Annotated in this window: 15 protein-coding genes; 11 read left to right on the top strand and 4 right to left on the bottom strand. The window is 43.3% G+C overall.

Annotated elements, in window-relative coordinates; genetic code table 11:
* Positions 1-724 precede the first annotated feature (724 nt).
* Positions 725-2,278 (top strand): hypothetical protein, encoded by a 1,554-nt coding sequence (locus LC608_RS11325; RefSeq protein WP_229553636.1) that lies wholly within the window; start codon positions 725-727, stop codon positions 2,276-2,278.
* A gap of 49 nt (positions 2,279-2,327) precedes the next feature.
* Here the strand turns inward: LC608_RS11325 and LC608_RS11320 are convergent, their stop codons facing one another.
* A complete protein-coding gene (locus LC608_RS11320; RefSeq protein ID WP_229553635.1) occupies positions 2,328-4,493 on the bottom strand; it encodes an NAD(P)/FAD-dependent oxidoreductase in 2,166 nt (721 codons plus the stop codon).
* Positions 4,494-4,653: 160 nt separating this feature from the next.
* On the opposite strand from LC608_RS11320, the gene LC608_RS11315 reads away from it, so the two are divergent.
* The gene (locus LC608_RS11315) at positions 4,654-4,887 is read left to right on the top strand and encodes a hypothetical protein (protein ID WP_229553634.1); all 234 of its coding nucleotides are present in this window, start codon (positions 4,654-4,656) and stop codon (positions 4,885-4,887) included.
* A 482-nt stretch (positions 4,888-5,369) separates the two neighbouring features.
* On the opposite strand, the gene LC608_RS11310 is transcribed toward LC608_RS11315, so the two are convergent.
* The 3 genes from LC608_RS11310 to LC608_RS11300 form a co-directional block, all read right to left on the bottom strand.
* A complete protein-coding gene (locus LC608_RS11310; protein WP_229553633.1) occupies positions 5,370-5,924 on the bottom strand; it encodes a hypothetical protein in 555 nt (184 codons plus the stop codon).
* Positions 5,925-6,402: 478 nt separating this feature from the next.
* The gene (hemB, locus tag LC608_RS11305; RefSeq protein WP_109011263.1) at positions 6,403-7,383 is read right to left on the bottom strand and encodes a porphobilinogen synthase; all 981 of its coding nucleotides are present in this window, start codon (positions 7,381-7,383) and stop codon (positions 6,403-6,405) included.
* 537 nt (positions 7,384-7,920) lie between these two features.
* A complete protein-coding gene (locus LC608_RS11300) occupies positions 7,921-8,280 on the bottom strand; it encodes a DUF4870 domain-containing protein (protein ID WP_229553632.1) in 360 nt (119 codons plus the stop codon).
* Between the two features lie 116 nt (positions 8,281-8,396).
* Here LC608_RS11300 and prfC point away from each other — a divergent pair, with 116 nt between their 5' ends.
* The 9 genes from prfC (at position 8,397) to LC608_RS11255 (ending at position 20,311) form a co-directional block, all read left to right on the top strand.
* Positions 8,397-10,025 (top strand): peptide chain release factor 3, encoded by a 1,629-nt coding sequence (prfC, locus tag LC608_RS11295; protein WP_229553631.1) that lies wholly within the window; start codon positions 8,397-8,399, stop codon positions 10,023-10,025.
* Between the two features lie 197 nt (positions 10,026-10,222).
* Positions 10,223-12,484, top strand: a complete 2,262-nt coding sequence (locus LC608_RS11290; RefSeq protein WP_229553630.1) for a M48 family metalloprotease — start codon at positions 10,223-10,225, stop codon at positions 12,482-12,484.
* A gap of 624 nt (positions 12,485-13,108) precedes the next feature.
* Entirely contained in the window at positions 13,109-13,621 is a 513-nt protein-coding gene (locus tag LC608_RS11285) for an RNA-binding protein (protein ID WP_229553629.1), read from the top strand.
* Between the two features lie 464 nt (positions 13,622-14,085).
* Positions 14,086-14,526 (top strand): SufE family protein, encoded by a 441-nt coding sequence (locus tag LC608_RS11280; RefSeq protein ID WP_229553628.1) that lies wholly within the window; start codon positions 14,086-14,088, stop codon positions 14,524-14,526.
* Between the two features lie 101 nt (positions 14,527-14,627).
* Complete coding sequence (locus tag LC608_RS11275; RefSeq protein ID WP_229553627.1) at positions 14,628-15,542, top strand: alpha/beta fold hydrolase; 915 nt, start codon at positions 14,628-14,630, stop codon at positions 15,540-15,542.
* A gap of 350 nt (positions 15,543-15,892) precedes the next feature.
* Positions 15,893-16,864, top strand: coding sequence for a GTP-binding protein (locus tag LC608_RS11270; protein ID WP_229553626.1), 972 nt, complete (start codon positions 15,893-15,895; stop codon positions 16,862-16,864).
* Positions 16,865-16,956: 92 nt separating this feature from the next.
* Positions 16,957-18,015 carry a WD40 repeat domain-containing protein gene (locus LC608_RS11265; protein ID WP_229553625.1) on the top strand — a complete coding sequence of 353 codons (1,059 nt, stop codon included), beginning with the start codon at positions 16,957-16,959 and terminating at the stop codon, positions 18,013-18,015.
* 78 nt (positions 18,016-18,093) lie between these two features.
* Positions 18,094-18,366 (top strand): hypothetical protein, encoded by a 273-nt coding sequence (locus tag LC608_RS11260; protein ID WP_229553624.1) that lies wholly within the window; start codon positions 18,094-18,096, stop codon positions 18,364-18,366.
* Between the two features lie 340 nt (positions 18,367-18,706).
* Positions 18,707-20,311: an NAD(P)H-quinone oxidoreductase subunit N gene (locus LC608_RS11255; protein WP_229553623.1), complete on the top strand. Its 1,605-nt coding sequence runs from the start codon at positions 18,707-18,709 to the stop codon at positions 20,309-20,311.
* The last annotated feature ends 82 nt before the right edge of the window (positions 20,312-20,393 follow it).

The following is a 20,393-nucleotide window of genomic DNA, read 5'->3' as shown; positions in this document are numbered from 1 at the left end:
TAATATTTCAGGTCTAGCAGAAGCTCTTGGTTGTTTGCTGACATGAAATAGCGATCGCCCAAAATAACAGAATAGTACTTAAGTACCTTACATCTTGACCATCATCTGAATGGTAAGCTTGCTCAACTAAAAGTCTTACTCTGTTTAATTCCCAGGCTCTGCCTACCGTAAAACCAGCAGGCTCTACTTTCTACAAGAGCATTACAAGGCTCTGTCTTGTAACTAGAGCTAACTCGTAGTTAGTTGTCTCTGTCAATGCGTAAGTCCTATAGAATGATTACTTAGCAGTAGATACTTGTAGTGACATCTATTCTAAGTAATAAAAGACTCAGTATAAAAATGTATTGAACAATACATTTTTATTTTATATATTAAGGTGGATGCGATTATAGACAATAATTTATGTTGTGAGGCAGTTTTTTCATCTAGAAAAACTTCATCAGCCAATACAGTTTAGTTTTTAAGCATCAGGTTTCTCTTTTCTGCCGCCTATCCGCAAAGGCGGACCAAATTCCCCTTCCGTCTCTTCTTGACGGACAAGAGCATCATAGTGTTATAACGGCATCAGTCTAGATACAAAATAGGGAACGCCAATTGATGATTAATTGCTGGCGCTTGGAGAGAGTTAAACTTAGCTTCTAGAGCAAACCCTGATTAGACCCAGTTAATAAGCAATGCTAATGCCAGCACTGCTGAATATTTTTAAGCAGGTGAGTCAAGAGTGATGAATGAAGCTAACACCTCAAACAAGGGGGTTGTGATGGAATCCCTAAATTCTGCTAATTCGCCACAATCGGAGCAGGCGAGTTGTCCGTTTTACTCAGTTGTGCCTAATGACAATATGACAGTCAGCAAACTGCCACTCCTCATGCCAGCTGATGATACACAATTTTCAAAAGATACCACCCAGGCAGACTGGGTTGCAGAGCCTGAAAGCGGCAAACAAGCACTTATTGACTCAGAATTTCAGAACCTGCTGGCATTGAACGAAGAATTGCGTGCAGCTAACAATAACTTGTATGAACAAGTGGAGCAGCTAAAAGATAACCTAGCTGAGTCAGAAAAGGTTTTGCAGTGGCAGAAAACACGTTCTAGCGTTAGTGAGTCGATGCTCAACCAACACGCTCAAGAACTGGCTGCGGCTCAAGAACAAATAAAATCCCTATTTCAAAAATTAGAAACTGCTGTACAAACTGTTCAACACCAGGAAATTCTCGCCGAAAGTTATAAAGCACAGCTACAAATCAGCCAACAACGCCTTGCCCAGCTAGAGCGAGAATGTACGTTGTTACACACCAACAGTAGCGAACAGTCTCAGCAGTTATTGCAATCAGAAACTGTTTGTCGGGAGTTACGTACTAGACTGATGCGACAACAACGCCAAACGCTGCAATTTAAAGCAGCTTTGGAAAAATGTTTAGATACATCGGTTCCTAACTATGACTCGCTAGAAGATACTGCAAAACATCCCAAAGACATAACTAGTGGGCAAGGAAGATTTTCTAGAAAAGCTCGATCTTTGTTTCCTAACGTCCAGCCAATTCAACCTTGGTCAGCAGAACCAGAATCCCTGACTGATGATCTAGATAATTCTTGGGGCGAACCGTCAGCACCAATTCCATTCCAAAGAAATGAACCGACACCGACGCCATCATCTTCTTGGAACTGGTCAGTTAAGCAAAATCCCTCAACACCAGCAGAATCAGCCCCCTCTCCAAAAATTGATGATTCCCCAGAGACACCAGAAGCTGTTTCAACTTCAGGGTCATCAAATCTAGATCAGCAATTAGATAGTCTCATTCAAATGTTTTTCACCTCCCAGCCTGCATTTGGATCACCACCAGCTGCGGCGAAAACGAATGTGGATAGTAATCAGGGTGATGCACCTATCTGGGAGACTTTAGCAACAATCCTAGAAGACGATGAGGAATTAGAAAATCCACAGGAGGAGCAGTTGGCAGCAGAAATTAATCATCCTACAATTACTTCCACTTCTTGGACAATAGATTCTGTAGTCTCACCAGCCAATGAGTTACCAGTTTCTTCTACTTCACCTCATACTGAGACGCCGCCTGAAGGAACTGAAGATTACTGGTCAGAAGTTTCACAATTGACACATTTGGAATTGTCGGCAACTGATTTGCCTCCAGAGTCATTAGGCGATGACACCAATGATACAAGTTCACCTTCACCAGTGGTTTATCCTCAGCGTCCACCCAAGGGGCGTAAATCATTGGCATCTGTCGAATTACCAAATTTTCGCCCCAAGAGTCAATAGTTAGTTGTGATTGGTCATTTGCTTAATACTAATGACCAATGACCAATGACTAATGACTAATTCTTACTTCTGACTTCGGAATTATGGCTTCTGGGTTGGCTTTTTCTACTTGAGCGCGTGATCGCGGTTTGCCTGTGGCGATCGCATAATTAATCGCCAATAACCACAGCCACAATCCCGGATTCCGGGGTTCTAGCCAAAAACCTACCCGGTTCAAGAAGCGCCCGAACCACGGACTCAGCAAAGAGCTAATTAAGGCATGACGACCGAAGTTAAAATAACTACCAAGCCATCGCCCTAAATCTCTGGGGCCAGCAAGTTGCCAAATCCATAAAAGCAAGGCAGGATTTCTTCTAGCTGCTTTGAGTGCTAGGCGGTTAAAGGTTAACCAATCACACCTATCTTTGATGAAGTTATCTGCTACTTCTTGGGGTTCGTCTGCTAACAGTCCAAAGAAGGTGTTGAGCATGGAGTTAATCCGTTGGGGTGGTAAAAATTTCCCTGTGGGTACCATCATGCCTTTGGAAAATAGCCAAGTCACGGAAACGTTGCTTTGGTAAGCGCGAATTTGGTTCAAGTGGCGGAAACTCAACAAGTCATGTTTGAGAGCAGTATCCAACAGGGTTGTTAAACGCTCTAAGTTGCGAACTAGCGAACCAAAACCGGTGAAGACGAGGGGAGACTGGAGTGATGCAGCATCACCGATCGCAATCAATCGATCAAAGGCAACTGTGCGATCGCTACTTCCCACACTAAAATGCCCCGGTATGTACCCAAATGTCGGCTTCTTCCACACCAATTTGTCCATATCGCACCTGCGATACTCTGGCAAAATAGTGAAAAAGTCCTCGTACATCTCTAGCAAGGAACCGGGATTTTCAGCATTGACCTCATGGTAATGAAATAAATAAATCGTTAGTTCATCATCTGCCCCAGGAAACAGTTCCCAAATCAACTGTCTTCCCCGCGAGATATCCCCATGACTGTAAAGAACGTCTCCATATTGGGAATCCCATACTTCCGGCTCAAATCCGCTCTCAATTGCCGCTCCCACCGTCGGACATACACTATCAAAAGCACGACCACCATTTAATTGCCAAGCTATGGGCGATGCAGTTCCCATTGCATCTATTAACAGTCGTCCACTTACTTGCTTCTCAACCTGACTGGGTAAGTGCTTGACTTTGATAAGTACTTGTGATATATCAATATCTGCACGGATAAACTCTGTTTCATCCCAGATTTCACCGCCTGCCGCTTGCAGTTTTTGCCCACACATTTGAAGCCATTTTTCGGAATCTAAGCCTAAATTTAGGACTGTGGGTGTGTGGAGGACGGGCGATCGCAGTTTGGCTGGATTATTAGCATCAAAAAACTTATTAAATCCGTCTTTGTATTCCCTAGCAATGATAGTTTCTAACTCAGCAGGGGTGACTAAACCCAGGTTAACTAAGCTTTGAATCTCATCGCGGGAAATATTCCATTCTCGGTTCATCCGCCCAAAGGGCATTCGTTCCAGCAGGAGAACTTTATATCCGAGTTTTGCCATCAGTGCTGCATGAATCGCGCCTAGTGCGCCACCGATGTAGATGATGTCATAAGTCGGAGATGAGGGGGAAGAGGCAGGGGAGCAGGGTGCAGGGTGCAGAGGAGAGAAATTTTCCCCCTGCTCCCTGCTCCCTGCTCTCCTATCCTCTCGACTGGAAAACACCACCTGACGAGGCTGTTGCGGATTCCGTACTCCTTCGCGCCATCGTTGTTCCCACCAGTAGGCACGCGTTAGATCATATTCACCGTTGGGCATTTTCTGAAAATACTTGACGGTAAGGGGGTAAGCAGAGCCTAGTGCTGCAAATATTGATTGCTTAGATAAATCAATTGCTGGCGGTTCTGGGTAATGATGCGGAAAACGGCTTCTGATTTCTTTGGTTAGGTGTTGCAAAATCTGCCCCTCTTTGGGAAAGGGTTGTTCTGCCCAACGAAACACTTTCAGATAAGTAGTTCGTTGCACCGACCAGACAAATACCGAAAGTTCCGCAGGCAAGTTTTCGGAAATAGTCTTGGTAGCAGTTGTAGTTGCAGTGGGGATTTTGAGGCGAAAGCCTTCCGAGGTAAGCACTTTTTCTCCATTTCCGGGTTCAAACTCTGTTTGTAACCAACTACGCACAGTTGCTATATCCGAAGTTGGAACTTCTAAATAAAGAATTTCTTTCATCGTTTCCTCATATCTCCGATCAATCTACTCACTAAGACAGATTTTATGAAAGCACAAAGTAATGTAAACTCCGCCCTATTACTTTCGTAAAGATTCAGTGAAGAAATTTTAAGAATTTATCAAATTTATTGTTCATTTTGTATTTCTGTAAACCCACGCCATGAATTATCCCATTCCAGACAGTCCCCAGGAAATTGTTGCTTTACGACAACAGCCGATTGATGAAGAACTAGTTGCCAGTGCGATCGCTGGAGTTATTAAAATTGTCCGCGCTCAGGGTCAATCTTTGGAAGAATTAACCGCTCAGTTGCTAGCAGATGATCCACTGTTGGATCAGCAACAACGTCGCTGGTTGAGCCAATTAGTTGCCCAATGTTGGGAAAATTTCTCCTAAAACCTTGCATAAGATGAAGTTTTTGTCGCAGCATTAGATTTCTAGGTCTGCACCTAAATGTTGGCGATGCCTGCGGCAGGCTGCGCCTACGCATTTTAGGTATAGGAGTAACATGTCTGGAATTGGCAATTGGGTTGCTATTTTTGTATTCATGGCACAAAAGCCACTAATTAACCATATCAGCGTTTTACGTTGCTAATGAATTTTACAACGTTGTTAAATGCAAAGACCTCTGGTGCAAACCAGGGGTCTTCTTTGTGGATCAATCTTCATGCTCTTTGATCAGTGGCTCGACACCTTAGCGGAATAAATGTTTTTGGCATACAATTTAGTTGAGCGATGCCTGCGGCGGGCTACGCCTACGCACTTTGGCTGTCAAGGTGAGAATGATTATTTATGTGGAATTGGTAATTGGACTGCTATTTTTGCATTTACTGTCCTGTGGCTGGAAACTTTTTCTGGTAAATGCTTAAACCTTCGCGTCAAAAGCCAGAGCGTATCTTAGTCCACACACTACCACCAAAACCCCCTGTTACACTAATCGTTCTCAACTGGGTAGGTGAGTCGATTCTGAGGTTCAAAGTTCCACTACCTGCAACAACACCCTTGGGAACATCAATCCAGTTACCTGTAATTTCACTACCTACGAAGAAGCCAGATGAACTCCGAACTCCTCTGTAGACATTACTGAAGGCTGGGCTGATTGGAGTTCCTTCACCATACCAAAATAGCTCACTGCCTCTTTGACGTAGATAATAGGTTCCACCATCATTGCCCTGCCAGTCACCCGTCAAGTCAACGAAAGTCTGAGCCAGTAAAAAACTGGCATCACCGCTCTTGTCGTCAGCCAATTGACTGGCATTGTTTTCATCAAAGCTCTGCTTTGAGCTGATAGCAGCAGCAGTACTGCTAGTCATCTGGAAACCAGTGGTTTTAGCACTGACTTGCTGTAAATGACCAGCAACCAGCAAAATGGCTAAATAGGTGCTGGCAACCAGGGCTACAAAAATCTTCAGTTTTTTCTTCAGAAATTTCATGGTTCTCCTCCTAATTTGAATTCAAAGTAGTAGATATCAACTGGAGTTTAAACTAAAAGCGATATGAGGGAACGCAAGTTAACTGAAATTACAGGTCAAAAATAGGAACGAGTCAGTCTCAACCCATCTGCGAGTCTTTAAAACTGTGTAACGTTCATGTACGTAATAAACTGGAGTCTTGAGAAACGTCCTCGAACTGTTCGACTGTGATTGCGTTAGGAACCGTAATAGGGGCTTGAGGAGGTTCAACAGTAGGGAAAGGAGGAGGATGTTTGAGAATGAATAAGAACCTACTATCCGCTTATACTTGCGGATAGTAGGTCATGGGTGACGCTTTTTAAGATATTGAGCGATCGCTTTCTTACGGTTTGAGCATTCCTATAAATCCATTGCTACATCTTGCAGCAGATGTTCAGGGTGTCCACCCCGCCTCTAAACCAAAGTTTTACCCGCTTGTAAGGTTAGCCAGCCTTTGTCCCTACTTTAACCATCGCGCCGCATCTTTGGCATGGTAGGTCAAAATCAAATCTGCCCCAGCCCGTTTAAACCCAGTTAAAGTTTCCATAACCACGCGCTCCTCATCAATCCAACCATTGAGAGCCGCAGCTTTTACCATCGCATACTCACCAGAAACATTGTAAGCCGCAACTGGTAAGTTACTCGCTTCTTTCACCCGCCAGATAATGTCCATGTATGCCAAGGCTGGCTTAACCATGAGCATATCCGCACCTTCAGCGATATCCAGTTCAATTTCTTTAATCGCTTCGCGGGCGTTACCTGGGTCCATTTGGTAAGTTCTTCTGTCCCCAAATTGCGGTGTCGAGTCTGCTGCATCCCGAAATGGCCCATAATAACCCGAAGCATACTTAGCAGCATAAGACAAAATCGGCGTATCTTGAAATCCGGCTTCATCCAAACCCTGACGAATTGCTTGGACAAAGCCATCCATCATCCCAGAAGGCGCGATGATATCGGCACCAGCTTTAGCTTGCGAAACTGCTGTTTTTTTCAACAATTCCAGAGTTGGATCATTCAAAACTCGTCCTGTTAAATCACCAGTTTGTAAATAACCACAATGACCGTGACTGGTGTACTCACATAAACAAGTATCAGCAATTACAATCAAATCTGGCACTGCTGCTTTTACCGCAGTCGCAGCTTTTTGGACGATACCGCAATCATGCCAAGCGCCAGTGGCATCCACATCTTTATCAGCCGGAATCCCAAATAAAATAATAGAAGGAATTCCTAAGTCGTAAACTTCTTTTGCCTCTTCGACAATTTTATCTACCGAAAGTTGGTAGACTCCGGGCATAGATTTTACTTCGTTAGCGATTCCCTCACCTGGTACAGCAAATAGTGGGTAGATTAAATCGCTTGTTGTTAAAACAGTTTCACGAACCATCCGGCGCAGTTGAGGATGAGTACGCAGACGACGGGGGCGGTGTGTAGGAAACATAAAATTTTATGAAGAAAAACAACGCAAATGGACACAAAATAAAGCGTCACAAAAGCAGGCTAAAATTTTCCTGCCGTCAGACAGACTACAAACAGTGCTTAACTGTCCTTTGCCCTACTCTTAATCAAGTTGTAGGGCAATTTTGTATTCTACAGCTTGCTTGCATCTATCCGACGGGCTGGAAAAAAAACAACATAGTAAGCAATTCACGCATTCAAAATGATAAGACTGTCTGTTGGCAAAATCTTGGCGAATTGAGGGTTGAAATTTAAACGCATAGGCGCTTCTCTACGTTCGCGCAGCGTGTCGCAGACAGACGCTACGCGTAGCTTGCTTCCCCGTAGGGGTACGCCTTCCCGCAGGGTAGTGGCACAGAGGTAAACGCAGAGGCACGCAGAGAATTCGCTACGAATTAATGAAATATTGTATTTAGTAGCGAATAACTAACAGTTACCAATGCCCATGCCCACTTGCCCTGAGGGACTTGTACTGAGCGTAGTCGAAGTAAGCCGAAGGGATGCCCAATAATAATCTGTGTTAAAAAACTCGGAAAATATAGGGATAACGGAAGGGTATATCAGGATTGCTGAAAACTTTAATGAGCGCCCAAATTGTTAATCCCCAGTGCAATATATATCCCAAACCGGCTAATGGCCCCAGCAATAATAGAGGTAATACTAACCAACCGAATAGAAAAAACAGCGCTCCCAGAATTCCTCCATAAAGCCAGACGTTGAAGTGGAAATTAATGGATTCTTTGGCGTTTTCTTTAACAACAGGATCATCAGATACAAAGAGTATGGCGATAGGTATACCTATAGATACCACTGCTGTGCTGAGAAAAATGGCTCCATGTGACAAGCCGGATAGAAGCTTTCGCTTATCTGTGTCGTACATTGCTTTCTCCTATTTAGTCAGATTGTTGGTTATATTACGACCCTATCACGAGCATCGTTGTCTTAAGATTAAAAGACTTACCATCAAACAAATTAAGCTAACAAACAAATACATTTATGTCTACTGAACTTCAGTCTGAACTTATTCAAGCAGTTGAACTTCGCCGCAACTTTGCGATTATTTCTCACCCTGATGCAGGTAAAACTACACTAACAGAAAAGCTGCTCCTATACGGAGGTGCAATTCACGAAGCTGGGGCGGTTAAGGCGCGACGGGCACAGCGTAAGGCAACCTCTGACTGGATGGCGATGGAACAACAACGGGGTATTTCTATTACCTCCACTGTGTTGCAATTTGAATACCGGGACTGTCAGATAAATTTATTAGACACACCCGGACACCAAGACTTCAGTGAAGATACTTATCGCACCCTTGCGGCCGCCGATAATGCAGTGATGTTGATTGATGCGGCAAAAGGTTTGGAACCTCAAACCCGCAAATTGTTTGAAGTGTGTAAGTTGCGGGGTATCCCAATTTTTACATTTATCAACAAGCTTGATCGCCCAGGAAGAGAACCTCTGGAACTGTTGGATGAAATTGAGCAAGAATTAGGATTGCAAACCTATGCGGTAAACTGGCCGATTGGTATGGGCGATCGCTTTAAAGGTGTTTTTGATCGACATAAGCAACAAATTCACTTGTTTGAACGCAGCGCCCACGGCAGCCGAGAAGCCCGTGATACGATAGTCGAATTAACTGATCCGAGAATAGAAGATCAGCTAGAACAAAGCTTGTACTACCAACTAAAAAATGATCTGGAACTGTTAGATGGAGTTGGGCCAGAGTTAGATTTGCAACTGGTACACGAAGGCAAAATGACGCCTGTGTTCTTTGGTAGCGCCATGACCAACTTTGGTGTAGAGTTATTCCTCAAGTATTTCCTTGACTATGCCCTGAAACCCGGTTCTCACTATAGCAGTGTTGGCGAAGTTGCTCCTACATACCCAGAATTTTCAGGGTTTGTCTTCAAACTGCAAGCGAATATGGACCCGAAACACCGTGATCGCGTCGCATTTATCCGGGTTTGCACTGGTAAGTTTGAAAAAGATATGATGGTGAATCACGCTCGCATTGGTAAACTCATCCGTCTGTCTCGCCCGCAAAAACTCTTTGCCCAAGAGCGAGAATCGATTGATGTGGCTTATCCTGGCGATGTGATCGGTTTGAATAATCCTGGTGTTTTTGCGATCGGGGATACAATTTACACGGGACAAAAGCTCGAATATGAGGGGATTCCGTATTTCTCGCCGGAACTGTTCGCATCTCTGAGGAATCCCAACCCCTCGAAGTCTAAACAATTCCAAAAAGGCGTTGCGGAATTGCGAGAAGAAGGTGCTGTACAAATTATGTATTCAACTGATGAAGCCAAACGCGACCCAATTTTGGCGGCGGTGGGTCAGTTGCAATTCGAGGTGGTACAGTTTCGTTTACAAAATGAGTATGGTGTAGAAACCATACTAGACTCATTGCCCTACAGTGTCGCCCGTTGGGTTGAGGGTGGTTGGGAAGCATTAGAAAAAGTGGGACGAATATTCAATACCACTACAGTTAAAGATAGTATGGGACGACCAGTGTTGCTATTCCGTAACGAATGGAATTGTCAACAATTACTGGGCGACCATCCAGAGTTAAAATTAAGCGCGATCGCTCCAGTATTTTCTAGTCAAAAACCAGTGGAGGAATGAAGAAGAATACAGAATTCTGAATTCAGAATTAGTCCGACAAAAGAGCCAACTGAATTCTGACTTCTGACGTCTTTATTCAATATTTATCGTTCACTTGACAAGCAAAACTTGGGCGCGGTTGATTTCCACGGCATCCGAGGTTCGCGCTTTTGCACAAACGTGGATCACTTAGAAGAGATTGGAGTGCCAGAATTTGTATGCCTTCACATGCCAAACCGTCTTTGGAGGCTGGTTTAATTGCCCTCAAGCAGGGAAATTACCAAACAGCGATCGCTCAACTAGAACCTATTGCTAGCAGCCAAAATAATGGTACTGCTAGCTTACAAGCCCAGGTTGGTTTAGTGATGGCTTATGCACGGATTGGAGAAGCCTCCAAAGCGATCGCTATTTCTCAGAATCTCATTGAGAGTAACAATCCGCAAGTTCAAGAGTGGGCAACACGCGCACTCGAACACCTAACAAAACGCCAAAAACGCGATCAAGAATCAAAAAATGTCGAAACTGGATTTGTTGCTTTTAATAATTCAACGCCACATTCAACCCCAGTTACTCCCCCAGAAACTCCTACCTTAGAGGAACCAAAAGATCAAGTAATAGAAACTAAGAGCAACGACACCCCACCGATGGTGCCACTAGCTAAACTCAAAGCTACAGTAGCTACACCATTGCCAGCAGCAGGATCTGTGCCCTTAAGCGGCTTCATGGGTTCTGTGACCCGCACCCAAGCTAAATTATTCGGCGTTATTTATTGGCGACAAGCACAACGCGCTAGAGCATGGCAACCCCTACGTAAACCAAAATTAATCCCTTTACGGTTGCTAACAGCAGGAACATTCATCGCTCTATTTTGGGTGATCCGAGAAATGCTCAAGTTCGCAATGGGATTCATCAACCAGACTTTAGTCAAACTACCTTATCTGGAGCCATTGCAGCTTTTATACAGCAACCCTACTAAATTGTTGCTAATAGTATTGGTGATTTTGATCGGAGTATCACCTTGGTTGCTGGATCTGCTACTGGCGAACTTGTATGGTCAGCGAGAATTTTCTAAAGATGTATTGAATGCCCATAGCCGCGAAGCTGTTCGGGTGCTACAACGTTGTTGCCAACAGAGGCACTGGCCGTTACCCAAACTGCGGATCTTACCAATGGCTGCACCAATTATCCTGACTTATGGCAGTTTACCACGTAATGCCAGGATTGTTGTAAGTCAGGGGTTATTAGAGCAACTAGCAGATGATGAAATCGCCATTATCTACGCCACACAGCTAGGGCATATTGCTCACTGGGATTTTGCTGTGATGTCTTTGTTGCTGCTGGTGACACTACCAATTTATCAGCTATATCAGCAAGTATCGAATTGGGGAGACAAAATATCAGGGATTTGGCGCTGGCCGGTGACAATTCTGGCTAGTCTTGTTTATGGAATTTGGTGTTTGCTGACTGGGACTGCATTATGGTTATCGCGGTTGCGGCTTTATTATAGCGATCGCATCGCCTCTGAAATTACTGGTAATCCCAATGCCCTGATTCGCGCCTTACTCAAAATTGCCATTGGCATTGCAGCTGATATCCAAAAAGAGGAACAGACAAGTTGGCAACTAGAAAGCTTAAATCTCCTGACACCAGTCAGCCACCAACAGAGCCTTTCTTTAGGCACTATTGCCAGTAATTTATCTTTTGAATCATTTTTGAAGTGGGATACTGCCAATCCCTATCGCCGATGGTTTACAATTAATAATAGTCATCCATTGATGGGCGATCGCATCGAACGCCTCTGCCAAATAGCCCGTCACTGGCATCTAGACACTGAACTACATTTTGCAAGCGAACCATCAAAAGTTAAGCGTCAGTCTTTCTTATTACAAATCGCTCCTTGGTTGGGAATTCCTCTAGGGGTTCTGTTTGCAGCTTTCGTCTGGCTAACGTGGCAACTAGCATTCGCACTCAAGTTTTTAAATCTAAAGTGGATATATGAAGATTGGTCTTTCATTACAGGCTGCCTTCTAATTGGCTTTAGCATCGGTACAGTGATGCGGATTAATTCTTTCTTCCCCGATATTAAACCTGCCACTGTGCAAACTGACGATTACCTACCCAACCTATTAGCTGATCCTTCTGCCTTACCAATTGATAGCATCAGCGTGCGTCTTGTGGGTAAATTATTAGGTCGTCAAGGCACTAGTAACTCCCTAGCGCAAGATTTAATCCTTCAATCCAGCGCAGGTTTAGTGAAATTACACCACATTTCTTGGCTAGGACAAGTCAATCACCAGGATCTAATTGGTAGACAAATTATCGTCACAGGTTGGTTTCGGCGAGGAGCAACACCTTGGATCGATATCCAAACCCTGGAAACTCAAAGTGGTAAAACCGTTCATAGCCCTCATCCCATTTGGTCTACTTTTTTAGCAGTTGCAGCACAGGCTTTGGGCGCATACGTTTTTCTGACTGGTTAGTCATTAATTAGCAAAGGAAAAAGGACAAATTGGATGTAAACAAAAGTTGCAGGTTTTCTTTAAAAATGTTACATTTATTTACACAAGCAATAGCAAGCGACATAACTCAGCACTACAGCTTAGTTGTTGATTCGGATGCTTTTCCCCCCGCTCCATACCTTTTATCCTTCCAACACAGCAGGAAATTAACCAGCCACTGGCTGGTTTTTGTTTCAAAATATGCTCCCTTGAATAAAAAAATGTGTTTTATGTTACGATACAGTAATACTAATGTCGGAAATGTATGCGCTAAACTAGCTACGTAGAAAATACCGTGGTAATGTAAGGAATGGTATTTGATTCTGCGAAAAAAGGCATGGAAGAAAGCGTGTACTTTAGCAGGCAATAGGCTATTAAATTTACAATTCTTAGAATTAAGGTGTTATTAGCTCACCATAGTGTGGGCCTTTAGATTAAACAAGCTTGATCCCGACGAAAAACTGTATTGTTGTATAGGTTGACAGTTTCGAGCAAAAAAATTGGTTGATGGCAGTCTGGGTCAATAGCATCTATTTAATTAAAAGCCAAAGCCAAGTGATTGTTTTCTTGCCTTGCCATGTTCATTTAACTCTGGAGGTATAGTTCATGTCCATTCGCCTATATATAGGTAATTTGCCTAAAGAAGAAATAGATCGTCAGGATCTGCAAGCAGTTTTTGCAGCAGAAGGTGATGCTGTAACTACTAAATTAATTAAAGACCGTAAAACTGGCAAATGCCGTGGTTTCGGTTTTCTAACAGTTAACAACGACGAGCAAGCTGACGAAATTATTGAAAAATATAATGGTCAGATGTTCAAAGATACTCCGATTAAGCTAGAGAAGGCATTACCTCGGACAAAAGGTGATGAGGGCGAGGAGCAAGCTCCCAAACCAGTTACTGCTGCTAGTAGTACCCCTACTCCTATGCCTACTAGAGAAGGTAGCCGCCGCGAGAAAAGCTCTAAGAAGCCTCGTCGTGGCGGCGGTGGTAGCGGCGGCGGCGGTTCCCGTGAAAACAACACCACAACCACCGATTCAGACGCTATTCGTCCAGATCCTCGTTGGGCTTCGGAATTAGAAAAGTTGAAGCAGATGCTAGCTGCACAAACTACGAATTAATCCTTAAGGGAGAGAAATTAAAAATTAAAAATCAGAATTATTTTTGATTTTTAATTTTTAATTATTGATTATCCCCTAGCTGCTTGGTTAAAAGTTAATTGCAGCTAATTTTGTGATTGCGTAGGCGCAGCCCGTCGTAGGCATCTCATAGTAAAATCAAGCTATACATAAATTTCACACATTCCATATACTTACGTAATAGCAGTAAGCTTATAGTGATACAACAGTAACTTCCATAGAGTTACTGTTAGAATTTGCTTATAAAAAAATTAAGTTTTTGTGATTAGGTGTATTGAAAAACCTGACTGAAAGTGAATGCGATCGCAGTAATTATCTAGACTTGACAGGTTATAGCTAGCTGATATGCCAAGGTAAAGCGGATGCGCGTAGGCGCAGCCCAACCTAGGCATCGCTCTAAAGATAATCTACACTCAAAGTGATACCGATCATTTGCAGCTTCTGTTATGTCCTCAACTCTAGATTCTTTGCCACCTGCGCTCGCTAAAATTGTCCAGCGCTTTCAACGCGCTTCTGAACCGAAGCGACGCTATGAACAGTTAATCTGGTATGCTCAGAAGCTCAATGAGTTTCCAGAAGCTGATAAATTACCCGAAAATAAAGTTCCTGGTTGCGTGTCTCAAGTTTATATCACCGCAGCCTTGGATGACGGTAAGGTTGTGTTTCAGGGCGATTCCGATTCTCAGTTAACCAAAGGATTAGTAGGGCTTCTGGTTGAAGGATTACATGGACTAACGCCAAGTGAGATTGTCCAACTTACTCCAGATTTTATTCAAGAAACAGGTTTAAATGTTAGTCTGACACCTTCCCGTGCTAATGGGTTTTACAATATTTTTAAAACCATGCAAAAAAAAGTATTGGAATGTAAGTTAGATTTACCTAGCTAAACTTGGTCATTTGTCATTAGTCATTAGTCATTGATCATTAGCAAAAGACAACTGACAAAAAACAACTGACAAATAAGGTACAACTACCAAAATTTAGTCTAATGTCAACCAATTTATTATCTACCTCTGCTACTACTGGCTTTGGTGGAGTAGTTCAAGAATATCTCTGGAATTGGGAAAATCAGCAATTACGCGTTGTTTATGAAACCCTCGGTAAAGGTTCACCGCTATTGCTGCTACCATCTTTCAGCAGTGTTTCGACGCGTTTGGAAGTAGGCGAACTTGCCAAGTTACTAGCTCCCAATTTTCAAGTTGTAGCAATAGACTGGCCTGGATTTGGTGAATCATCTCGCCCTAGTTTGAATTACCGTCCAGAAATATATCAGCAATTTCTGGAAGATTTTGTCAAAGCTGTTTTTAATACTCCCATTACTGTGGTGGCGGCTGGTCATGCTGCTAGTTACGTTTTACAATTAGCTGTCAAACAACCGGCTACTTTCTTACGAATTTTGTTGTTAGCTCCTACTTGGCGTGGGCCTTTGCCGACAATGGGAGCAAGTCAGCAAATAGCTGGCATTGTGAGAGAATTGGTGCGATCGCCTATACTTGGTCAAGCTCTCTACAAACTCAACACTACCCCATCCTTCTTAAGTTTGATGTATCGCCGTCATGTCTTTACTGACGCGGCTAAAATTACACCCAGTTTCATCGAGAATAAATGGCACACAACTCAACAACCAGGAGCGCGATTTGCATCTGCTGCCTTTGTAACTGGTAATCTCGATGCTGTACACGAACAATCTGATTTTCTGGGACTTGTGCAGTCTTTAACTGTACCGCTCATGGTAGTAATTGGCGAATCCAGCCCCCCTAAATCGCGAGAAGAAATGAACGCTTTGGCAGCCTTACCAGGAGTGAAAAGCGTTGTTATACCTGGTTCTCTGGGACTACATGAAGAATACCCAGGAGTTGTTTTAGAAGTGGTTCAATATTTTTTGTTCTCTTTAGAAAATTAAATTCTGGAGAGAGGCTTTCAGTCTTACTCCCCAAGCTTAGTAGGGAAGTCTCCATCAAAGTATAATTTTTTATGTGATAATGATTATCATAGGTTCTTTGGGAATGTTAAGGTACTAACCTGCGACTTCCCGCAGGGTGGGTCGGCTTATATGCAATCTTCCTAGCAGCTACCCCAACTTATGAATATTTACTACTTATTACAGATGCATAAAAATAAAATGTTCTGTGATTAAATTATGTGATGATTTTGCTGAAACTCAAAATAACAGCAAGTTCGCACAAAAATATAAAAAGATTTATCATGGGCGATAATGATTATCCATAAGGTGAGACAAGAGGAATTTAGAGTATGGTGGCTGACGTAATCAACAATTCAGTTCCCGTTACTGTTCTTACAGGCTATTTGGGAGCAGGTAAAACGACTCTACTCAATCACATCCTCACCTACGAACACGGCAAAAAAGTTGCTGTGATTGTCAATGAATTTGGGGAAGTGGGTATTGATAATCAATTGATTATCGATGCAGATGAAGAAATTTTTGAAATGAATAATGGCTGTATCTGTTGTACAGTGCGCGGCGATTTAATTCGCATCATTGGCAATTTGATGAAGCGACGCGATAAATTTGACCATTTAGTAATTGAAACAACTGGATTAGCCGATCCTGCACCAGTGATTCAGACATTTTTTGTTGATGAAGATTTACAAAGCCAACTGTCTTTAGATGCAGTGGTGACAGTCGTAGATGCCAAACATATTTGGCAGCACTGGGATGCAGACGAAGCACAAGAACAGATTGCCTTTGCCGATGTAATTTTACTTAATAAAACAGATTTGGTAGCGCCAGAAGAGTTGGATGAATTAGAAAAACGGATTCGGGCGATGAATGCGATCGCAAAAATTTACCGCACCCAAAATTCTGAACTAGGAATGGATGCTTTATTAGGTGTAAAAGCCTTTGATTTAGAACGCGCATTAGAAATTGATCCAGATTTCTTAGGCGAAGATGCCCACGTACACGATGAAACTGTCTTTTCTGTGGCTTTAGTAGAAGCAGGTGCAGTTGATGGAGAAAAATTAAACACTTGGCTTTCAGAGTTACTGCGGACTCAAGGGCCAGATATTTTTCGGATGAAAGGCATTTTAAATATTGCAGGAGAAGATAATCGATTTGTATTCCAAGGAGTACACATGATATTTGATGGCAAACCCGATCGCCCCTGGAAAGCAAGCGAAACCCCCAAAAACGAACTAGTTTTCATCGGTCGCAACCTTGATGCAGCCCAACTCAAGCAAGATTTTCTCGCTTGTTTAGCGTAAATAAAAAGTTAGGAGTTAGGAGTTATGAGTGATGAGTTAAAAATTCCTAACTTCTAACTCCTAACTTCTAACTCCTAACTTCTGTAGAAAATATGAACTCCACAACCAAATCAAAGGAATTTGAACAACACTATTCGGGGACACTTTCAGATTATGTAACTGCGATCGCTTGGTCGCCACAAGGTCAAACTTTAGCAGCAACTTCCGCCGCCGGTGAAGTGGTTTTGTGGAATGATGGCGAACTTACAAGTTTACAAACTGGTAACGGTAAATCTGTAGACTGTCTAGCTTTTTCACCAGATGGAAAATTTTTAGCCGTTGGTGGACAAGATGGACAGGTAAAAATTTGGCGTGACACTGAATTAATTGCCACCTTGGAAAATGCCCCCGCATGGGTTGACAAGCTAGCTTGGAATTACACCAGTAACCAACTGGCTTTTAGTTTGGGGCGTTACGTCCAAGTTTGGGATGCAGATACTCGTGAAATTGTCGTAACGCTGAATTTCGACAACTCTTCAGTACTGGGTATAGATTGGCGTATTGACGGACAATACTTAGCTATTAGTGGTTATAAGGGAGTCAAAATTTGGCATAGTCAAAACTGGGATGAAGAACCATACAACCTAGATATGACTACTGTCAGTGTAGCGATGGCTTGGTCGCCCGATGGCAAATTCCTAGCTTCTGGCAACATGGATCGTAGTGTCACCGTTTTAGAATGGAACAACCCCGACCCTTGGGTGATGCGTGGGTTCCCTGGTAAAATTCGCCAATTGGCATGGTCAGAAGCTACCACGAAACTGGGTGCGCCAATACTGGCATCTTCTAGCGTTGAAGGTATTGTGGTCTGGGAAAAGCTAGAGGATGATTCGTTAGGCTGGGAAGCACGAGTATTAACTAATCATGTGGGTGTTATCAATGCGATCGCGTTTGCACCCAAAAGCTTCCTTCTCGCTTCTGCTGCTGCTGATGGCTGGTTGTGTTTGTGGAACAAAGCCAAAGAAGTATCCCAAATTATCACAGGTGTCTCAGCAGGATTTTCCACTCTAGCTTGGCATCCCCAAGGCAAATTACTGGCCGCAGGCGGTGAGCAGGGCGAATTAGTTGTATGGTCAAAGGTTTTGCGGGGTCAAGGATTTGGGCGTAGTTAAGCAATACTTGGTAATTAAAATTGAAGGTGGGCAATTTATTAGCTATGCTGTATCAGCAAAGCTATCTTTGTGTAAATTATGAACATAGTCAAACTGATTTTACTTGCCTGTCCCGCATTTTTGGTATCCATGCTGCTGGTAGTCAATCCAGCACACGCATCCAGCCTTAAATCTGCTTATGCTACCCAAATTATGACGGTAGTATCTACACAACAAATTCCTGATCTGGCAACACGACACTTGATTCAAACATCTAATCCGATTGTTGATCAACTTGGTTGCAATTGTGCCAACTGTGTTCAGTCTAAATTTCAGTCGCTACAAGGCAAGCTGCCATCGGTCGGTTTTTAATAAATTTAGGAGTTATGAATATTGTAGGGGGACAGCAATGCTGTGCCCTTATTAATTTCATGAGCTTTTTGTACGTGGCGATCGCCTACGGCATACACTCGTTTCGGCATAATTATTTATGATATTCGCTAAAAGTCACGCCTGAAAAACAAGGTAGGAAAGCTGTTAGGTAAATTCCTAGATACTGAGAAAGCTGCTGGTAAGGCAGTGAAATTGGTGCAATCGCCATCTGCACCCAAGCTGTTAAGCTCTTGTTAAAAGAGCTAGTCTGGGGATTAGAAAACTTGCTAGAGTGAACAGAGTTAGCCTTAATGTCTAATCCCCAAAACCTATACATCTCATGGATTTTGCTAATATTGCATCCCAGCTAAACGCTGGAACGATTTTGCCAGAGGGGATTGTTATTCTCACCCTCTTGGGGGTTTTGATTGTTGATTTGATTTTGGGGCGTACATCCGCACGCTGGATTGGATATCTAGCGATCGCAGGTTTATTTGCTTCGATTATCGCCCTATATTTTCAATGGGACGCTCCTAATCCCATCGGTTTTACCGGTAGCTTTAACGGTGATGACCTGAGTATCGTCTTTCGCGGTATTATCGCCTTGTCTGCGATCGCGACTATACTAATGTCAATTCGCTACGTTGAGCAAAGCGGCACTCCTTTAGCCGAATTCATCGCTATTTTGCTGAGTGCTACTTTGGGAGGGATGTTTTTATCCGGGGCTAGTGAGTTGGTGATGATTTTCATCTCCCTAGAAACCCTGAGTATTTCCTCTTATCTATTGACAGGTTATACCAAGCGTGACCCCCGCTCCAATGAAGCGGCACTGAAATACTTGTTAATTGGAGCTTCCAGTACAGCAGTATTTTTGTACGGTGTATCACTGTTGTATGGGCTATCTGGAGGACAGACTGAACTAAGTGCGATCGCTAATGGCATTGCTACAGCTAAAGTCGGTCAATCTTTAGGTTTAGTGATTGCCTTGGTTTTTGCGATCGCAGGTATTGGCTTCAAAATCTCCGCAGCGCCCTTCCACCAGTGGACACCAGACGTTTACGAAGGCGCTCCCACCCCAGTCATCGCCTTTTTATCAGTCGGTTCCAAAGCAGCTGGGTTTGCCCTAGCCATCCGCTTGCTGACAACAGCCTTCCCTCTTGTTGCTGAAGAGTGGAGATTTGTCTTCACTGCTCTGGCCGTTCTAAGTATGATCTTGGGTAACGTAGTCGCCCTAGCCCAAACCACTATGAAACGGATGCTAGCTTATTCATCCATTGCCCAAGCTGGGTTTGTGATGATTGGCTTGATTGCTGGTACACAGGCGGGCTATGCCAGTATGATATTCTACCTACTGGTTTACCTGTTCATGAACCTGTGCGGCTTTACCTGCATCATCCTGTTCTCACTGCGGACGGGAACCGACCAGATTGCCGAATACTCTGGTTTATATCAAAAAGACCCACTCTTAACACTGGGGTTGAGTATCTCCCTGCTTTCCTTGGGTGGTATTCCACCATTGGCTGGGTTTTTCGGGAAGATTTACTTATTCTGGGCTGGTTGGCAAGCAGGCCTTTATTGGTTAGTCTTACTGGGCTTAGTTACCACCGTCGTCTCCATCTACTACTACATTCGTGTAGTCAAAATGATGGTAGTCAAAGAACCCCATGAAATGTCCGACTCCGTGAAGAATTATCCACAAGTGCGTTGGGATTTGCCTGGACTAAGACCTTTGCAGGTCGGGTTGGTGGTAACATTAATTGCCACTTCCATAGCAGGGATTTTGTCAAATCCACTGTTTACATTGGCGAACAATTCCATATCCAATACCCCAATTTTGCAAGCAACAATCAACACTAATGTAAAAGCAGAAAATCCACTGCTTTTACCAAAGTTAGATTCGGTTAGTCAGTCTCAACCCTCAGTTGATTCTACCGCTAAGATTTAACCTAGTCTCAACCAAAGTTTGTACTTAAAGAAACGCCTGTCTGCTAATGAGCAGACAGGCGTTTCTCATATTTTTTAACATA

The sequence above is a fragment of the Nostoc sp. XA010 genome (genome assembly GCF_020829625.1).
Classification (GTDB): domain Bacteria; phylum Cyanobacteriota; class Cyanobacteriia; order Cyanobacteriales; family Nostocaceae; genus Nostoc.
This window is presented reverse-complemented; position numbering and strand designations above follow the sequence as displayed.

Bases quoted from the DNA above. Each gene is read 5' to 3' on its own strand.
- LC608_RS11280 (WP_229553628.1), top strand. From the start codon at position 14,086: ATGTCCTCAACTCTAGATTCTTTGCCACCTGCGCTCGCTAAAATTGTC.
- LC608_RS11265 (WP_229553625.1), top strand. From the start codon at position 16,957: ATGAACTCCACAACCAAATCAAAGGAATTTGAACAACACTATTCGGGG.
- LC608_RS11325 (WP_229553636.1), top strand. From the start codon at position 725: ATGAATGAAGCTAACACCTCAAACAAGGGGGTTGTGATGGAATCCCTA.
- LC608_RS11255 (WP_229553623.1), top strand. From the start codon at position 18,707: ATGGATTTTGCTAATATTGCATCCCAGCTAAACGCTGGAACGATTTTG.
- LC608_RS11275 (WP_229553627.1), top strand. From the start codon at position 14,628: ATGTCAACCAATTTATTATCTACCTCTGCTACTACTGGCTTTGGTGGA.
- prfC (WP_229553631.1), top strand. From the start codon at position 8,397: ATGTCTACTGAACTTCAGTCTGAACTTATTCAAGCAGTTGAACTTCGC.
- LC608_RS11310 (WP_229553633.1), bottom strand. From the start codon at position 5,924: ATGAAATTTCTGAAGAAAAAACTGAAGATTTTTGTAGCCCTGGTTGCC.
- LC608_RS11270 (WP_229553626.1), top strand. From the start codon at position 15,893: ATGGTGGCTGACGTAATCAACAATTCAGTTCCCGTTACTGTTCTTACA.
- LC608_RS11320 (WP_229553635.1), bottom strand. From the start codon at position 4,493: ATGAAAGAAATTCTTTATTTAGAAGTTCCAACTTCGGATATAGCAACT.
- hemB (WP_109011263.1), bottom strand. From the start codon at position 7,383: ATGTTTCCTACACACCGCCCCCGTCGTCTGCGTACTCATCCTCAACTG.
- LC608_RS11260 (WP_229553624.1), top strand. From the start codon at position 18,094: ATGAACATAGTCAAACTGATTTTACTTGCCTGTCCCGCATTTTTGGTA.
- LC608_RS11290 (WP_229553630.1), top strand. From the start codon at position 10,223: ATGCCTTCACATGCCAAACCGTCTTTGGAGGCTGGTTTAATTGCCCTC.
- LC608_RS11285 (WP_229553629.1), top strand. From the start codon at position 13,109: ATGTCCATTCGCCTATATATAGGTAATTTGCCTAAAGAAGAAATAGAT.
- LC608_RS11300 (WP_229553632.1), bottom strand. From the start codon at position 8,280: ATGTACGACACAGATAAGCGAAAGCTTCTATCCGGCTTGTCACATGGA.
- LC608_RS11315 (WP_229553634.1), top strand. From the start codon at position 4,654: ATGAATTATCCCATTCCAGACAGTCCCCAGGAAATTGTTGCTTTACGA.